A 4,937-nucleotide genomic window follows, 5' to 3' on the forward strand; every position below is an offset into this window, starting at 1 on the left:
CCGAGCGCGACGAGATCTACGCCAAGCAGGTCGCCGTGCAGCCCCAGTTCGGTGAGTACCAGCGCAAGACCGACCGCGTCATCCCCGTCGTCGAGTTGCAGCGGACCGGCCACTGACGCGGGTGGCCGAGGCTGCCTCGATGCACATGGCGGTATCGAATGTGTCCGGGCTGCGGACCAGTGACGCGAGTACAGTCGCGGCAAGTGAGAGCAATCGTGACGGCCGTCGGCCGCAGTCGGGAGCACACCTTCACCAAACCCACCGTCGCGAGCATCGATCTTGTCGCCGGGCACGGGGTGGAGGGTGATGCCCATCAGGGCGTCACCGTCAAACATCGGTCCCGGGTAGCGCGCGATCCGAGCGCACCGAACCTGCGACAGGTCCACCTCATCCACTCCGAACTGTTCGACGACCTCCGGGCGGCCGGATTCGACGTGCGGCCGGGAGAACTCGGCGAGAACGTCACCACGCGTGGTGTGGATCTGCTCGGTCTGCCCACCGGCACGCTCCTGCGGCTCGGTGCCGAAGCGGTGGTCGAGGTGACAGGTCTGCGTAACCCGTGCGTCCAGATCGACCGCTTCCGGCGGGGTGTGCTCGAGCGCGTGGTCGGGCGCGACGAGCAGGGGGCGGTGATCCGCAGAGCCGGGATCATGTCGATCGTCCTGACCGGGGGCCGGGTCCTGCCCGGCGACGACATCATCGTCGAACCGCCCACCGGACTACACAGGCCACTTCAACCGGTCTAGGAACGCGCCCTTGTTGTGGGCCGGGACGTAGTGCTCCCGGCGGCATCGCTCCCGCTCGAATAAGTGAACTGCAGACCAAGCCTCCACGGGATCAACTGATCCTGCTGCGTAGGGCGCCGGTGGCGTAGTCGATCAAGGGTCGCTGTTCCAGCAATCGCGCGACCGATGAACCGAGCCGTCCGGTCCTGGTGTCGGCCGGTTGTGCTGCCGCGAACTCGTCGAGCACGTCGACGAAATGGGTGTCGTCGTAATCCAGGTCCGAGAATCGCGCCCACTGCCGTTGCCCGTCGCGGACGAGCGGAGCGCCTTGGGTTATCACGGTCCCCGTACCGGCGCGAACCTCCGCGAGGTGCAGGCTCGTGCAGTTGTTCGTGCCGATCAACAACACCCGTGCGTGGCGGTCGTACAGGCGTGCCAGCGGCGATCCCTCGCCGAGCGACATGCTCAACTCGTGGCCGCCGACGATCGCCGCCGCATCGGCGCCCCATGCGGCGAACGAGACGTGGGGGTGGTGACTCCGCTGCACCTCCGGCCAGTGCGAAATGTCTCGGCAACCGCGCCCATCCACTCGCTGGGAGTCCGCACGGGATCGAAGGCCGGCAAACTGGCCCGCACCTCCGGCACCCATTCCGGGGGTACCGGAGGGTTCTGCCATCTCGCGGGATCGGTCAGGCCCGGCGTATGTGTCGGGACAACGAGCGTGCCCGACGGGGTGAGTGTGTCCTGCAGTGCCTGGATGACGGCGACGGCGCCACCGGACACCCACCCCAGCGACTTCAAGCTCGCGTGTACCAGGACGAGGTCGCCGCTCCGCAGCCCGAGCGTTCGCAGATCCTCCGCAAGGGAGGTCCGCGTGTGAGGGCGGGTTTGGCCGGGCGGCGCCTGTGGTGGCCGCGATGCTGACATGGGGCGCTCCTCAACTCGGTCGCGAGATGGAATATCCGGCCCGGCGTGAGCTGACAGTACTGGTCAGAAGTCGCTCGAGTAGTCCTGGCTGATCCAGCGGTCGGGGCGAATCGTGAACAGGACGGATTGGGCGCCGTCCATCTTATCGGCGAACTCGCGTCCGCCTTCGGGACCGAGATAGCGGACGGCGATGGCTTCCCGCGCCGCATGAGGGGATGGGGTCTCGGCACCGACGACGGTGCCCTCGACGATGACGTACTGATACGGCAGCTCTTCGCGCTGGACGACCAAGGTCACCACACCGGCTTCCTGGATGAGCCTGGCTTTGCGCCGGTTCGCGCCGGTATTGACCCTGATATCACCGCCCGGGACGTAGTCGTACCAGATCGGGACCGAGGCAGGCGGCCGTCCATCGGCCGCCGCGACGGACAGCACGGCTATGTGCTTGCCCGCGAGAAACTCCTGGCGTTCGGCTTCGGTGAAGGGTTTCGGCATACAGCATGTAACCGGCCGGTCGGTGGCTCTCTTCCCACGGGCAGCGCATGACGCTGGGAACGGATGGGCGGCTTACACACCGCGGGATATGCCGAAGAATTCAATATGTTCGGAACTTCGTCGGTCCAACACTACGAGGGGGTCGTACCCACCAATGGCGCTATCGATTTTCCGGACCCACCGGACAGCAGGACGGGGGACCGCACCGATCCGACTCGATGACAGCGGGCCGCCGAGGGCGCTCCCGGTGGTACTGCGCGGCATCCTCGCCTGCATTCTCCTGCTGGTCGCGCTGACAGGGCCGGGATGCGCCGAGTCCGTCGATCGTGCAACGGAAGCAGATACCGAAACCGGGACCGGCCCGGAGCTCATCCGTGAGGCGACCGAATACGGTGGGTGGACTCTTCCGGCCGGCGGGAAGGTCCTTCTGGTGAAGAAGGAAGCCGGACGCGAGCCCCGGTTCCGGCTGGCCGTCGAGATGACGCCGCCCGATCTGGTGTGGATGCTGGAGAACTCCGGCTATACCACCCCGCTCGGGCCCGGGCACGCATTGTCCATTTCCACGATCGCCGGACCTGATCCGAACTCATCGCCGAAGCTGCTCTACGCCCGCGACAACATCACGTCCCCGTCGGGGAGCCTTGTTTTCCGCAAGGTCATGGTCGACGAGCGTGACACGCAGACCCGAATCGTCCATCTGGAGTTCCTGAACATCTGAACGAACAGGAACCCGCCGCAGGCCGGGGTAGTACGGTTTCGGCGTCGGCGATGTCCGTGACCGATGTCCGCCTGCCCCGGAGTTGGTCCGGAGGTGTTCCGAATCGAGGCAACCGTGCCGTCCGCGGACGGCACCGCGATCGCCGTGGTGGAGTTCTCGACCGCGGACGCCGAAGCTGGGCCGTAATACCGCCGGATGGTCCTCGAGATGGCGATGTCGGTGACCTTCCCGCAACCGCTTTCGGACAGTAGGAGTTCCAGTCTTGCGCTCTGACGAAACGAACACTCCGCCAAATCACCGCGGCAACGCCAGAGCGGAACGCCCACCAGTAGGACTGAGCAAGACCGAGCCGAACCCCATGCGGCACAAGATCCGTGCCGGCGGCAAATCCGGCGCCCGACCCGTGGGCGTGGCGGTGTGGTACAGCTTCGACCATTCCCCGGAGCCACCGTGGAATCCGATCATGTCGGGCATTCTCGCCCTGTCGCCGTCTCGTTCATCCACCGCACATTCATCCAGAGACTGATCCGGACCACGCTCGGCAAACTCGTTTTCGGGCTCCGGCTGCGGCGCGAGGACGGCAGCTATCCAACGCTGGGGCAGCTGATCAAGCAGTGGTTCATCGGTATCTTCGGCGCGCTGGAGATTCTCACCGTCTCGAGCTGACCGCAACCTGCCGGTACGCGTTACGTCTCTGATCCGGTGATCCAGCGCGCTCGGTGTGCGGCGTGGCTGTCATGGTGAGCCGTACCGGGGCTCCGGCGGTCGGCCGGTGCCCGAGAACCGGGGTGACTGCTGTGCGGCCCGGCTGCGGACTCAGTTGCCGACGACGGCCCCGAGCCACCCCACGATAGGCCGCAGAGTCTCCCACGACGTGCGGACCTCCGTGGCGGCGCGCGGTGTTTTCAGCCAGCCCGGGGTGCCGAACTCCCGGCTGACCACGAGCGATTTGTGCCGCAGCAGGTCGATGCGCGGGTGGTCGAGTGGATAGCCCTTGGGGCGCGTCTTCAGCTTGCTGCCACCGAGGACGTAGCCCTCCTGGACGAGCTTGTCCAGAATCTTCTCGAACTCGGCGCCGCGCACGTCGTCGTCCAGGGTGGCGCGCAGGCGGGACAGCTGTTCCGGCGAGGCCGAGTAGAGGCCACCGGCGACGAACAACCCGGGTGCGCCGATCTGGACGTACCAGCCGACCCCCGGCGCGGTGTGCGCGACGGCGCCCTGATGGGTCTTGTACGGTGATTTGTCCCTGGAGAACCGTACGTCGCGGTAAGGACGGAAGATCTTGACCGGGCCGAAGTCCGGCTCGAGATCGGAGCTCAGCGCGGTCATCGGCCGTTTCACGGCGTCCTCGTAGATGTGCTTGTTGGCGGTCCAGAACGTCTTCGAGTTATCGGCCTCGAGATCCTCGTAGAAGTCCGGCCCCGCGATCGGGAATCCCGCGAACTCGCTCATACCGTCGAATCTATCGCCCGCCGTACGAGCGGGACGACGGGGAGTCGACCGGTCAATTCTCGGGTGCGTCGTGAATCTTCATGCCCGCCGCGTCCGCGGGAGGCATGTCCTCGGCGCGGGTCTCGGGTGAGTCGTGCTCCGGCTCCTCGGCGACTGTTACCCCACAGCGCGGCCGATGAGTTTGTGGCTCCCGGCCGGTCCAAGCTCGTGACACCCGAGGAAAGGACACCGCCATGTCGGAGCTTCTGGTCGACTTCATCACCTCCCTCGACGGCCACGCATCGGGAGAGGGATGGCCCGGGTTCTGGGGCCTGGAGGGCCCGGAGTACCTCGCATGGCTCGGCGAGCAGCCCGAGGCCACCTACCTGATGGGAGCGAACACCTACCGCCTGATGTCGGGCTTCGCCGCAGGCGAGGTCCCGAATGGCCAAGACGAGTTCAGGCCCGAAGAAGAGGCGTCCGTCGACGAGCTCACGCAAGCGTCCAAGGTGGTGTTCTCCTCCTCACTCGAGGAGCCACTGACGTGGGCCAACTCCACGCTCGTCCGCGATGACGCCGTCGAGGCGGTCCGCGCCATGAAGTCGACTGGCTCGGGGCTCCTCAGCACGATCGGCAGCCTC

General features: G+C 66.4%; 6 protein-coding genes and 1 pseudogene. 4 read left to right on the forward strand and 3 right to left on the reverse strand.

Going from position 1 to position 4,937, the window contains the following annotated elements:
- Positions 1–158: 158 nt before the first annotated feature.
- A complete protein-coding gene (locus tag CCL05_RS32945; protein ID WP_174561207.1) occupies positions 159–746 on the forward strand; it encodes an MOSC domain-containing protein in 588 nt (195 codons plus the stop codon).
- Positions 747–837: 91 nt separating this feature from the next.
- Here the strand turns inward: CCL05_RS32945 and CCL05_RS47630 are convergent.
- Both CCL05_RS47630 and CCL05_RS32955 read right to left on the reverse strand, forming a co-directional pair.
- Positions 838–1,652 (reverse strand): annotated as a pseudogene (locus CCL05_RS47630) (AAC(3) family N-acetyltransferase).
- 63 nt (positions 1,653–1,715) lie between these two features.
- Positions 1,716–2,147, reverse strand: a complete 432-nt coding sequence (locus CCL05_RS32955; protein ID WP_030523624.1) for a pyridoxamine 5'-phosphate oxidase family protein — start codon at positions 2,145–2,147, stop codon at positions 1,716–1,718.
- A gap of 247 nt (positions 2,148–2,394) precedes the next feature.
- Here CCL05_RS32955 and CCL05_RS32960 point away from each other — a divergent pair, with 247 nt between their 5' ends.
- Together CCL05_RS32960 and CCL05_RS32965 are read left to right on the forward strand one after the other, a co-directional pair.
- A complete protein-coding gene (locus CCL05_RS32960; RefSeq protein WP_030523625.1) occupies positions 2,395–2,865 on the forward strand; it encodes a hypothetical protein in 471 nt (156 codons plus the stop codon).
- 450 nt (positions 2,866–3,315) lie between these two features.
- Complete coding sequence (locus tag CCL05_RS32965) at positions 3,316–3,531, forward strand: RDD family protein (protein WP_030523626.1); 216 nt, start codon at positions 3,316–3,318, stop codon at positions 3,529–3,531.
- Between the two features lie 150 nt (positions 3,532–3,681).
- On the opposite strand, the gene CCL05_RS32970 is transcribed toward CCL05_RS32965, so the two are convergent.
- A complete protein-coding gene (locus tag CCL05_RS32970; RefSeq protein ID WP_030523627.1) occupies positions 3,682–4,317 on the reverse strand; it encodes a DUF2461 domain-containing protein in 636 nt (211 codons plus the stop codon).
- A gap of 233 nt (positions 4,318–4,550) precedes the next feature.
- Here CCL05_RS32970 and CCL05_RS32975 point away from each other — a divergent pair.
- On the forward strand, positions 4,551–4,937 hold a 387-nt coding region (locus tag CCL05_RS32975; protein ID WP_167409660.1), incomplete at its 3' end, for a dihydrofolate reductase family protein.

This window comes from Streptomyces africanus, assembly GCF_002150735.1.
Lineage (GTDB): Bacteria > Actinomycetota > Actinomycetes > Streptomycetales > Streptomycetaceae > Streptomyces > Streptomyces africanus.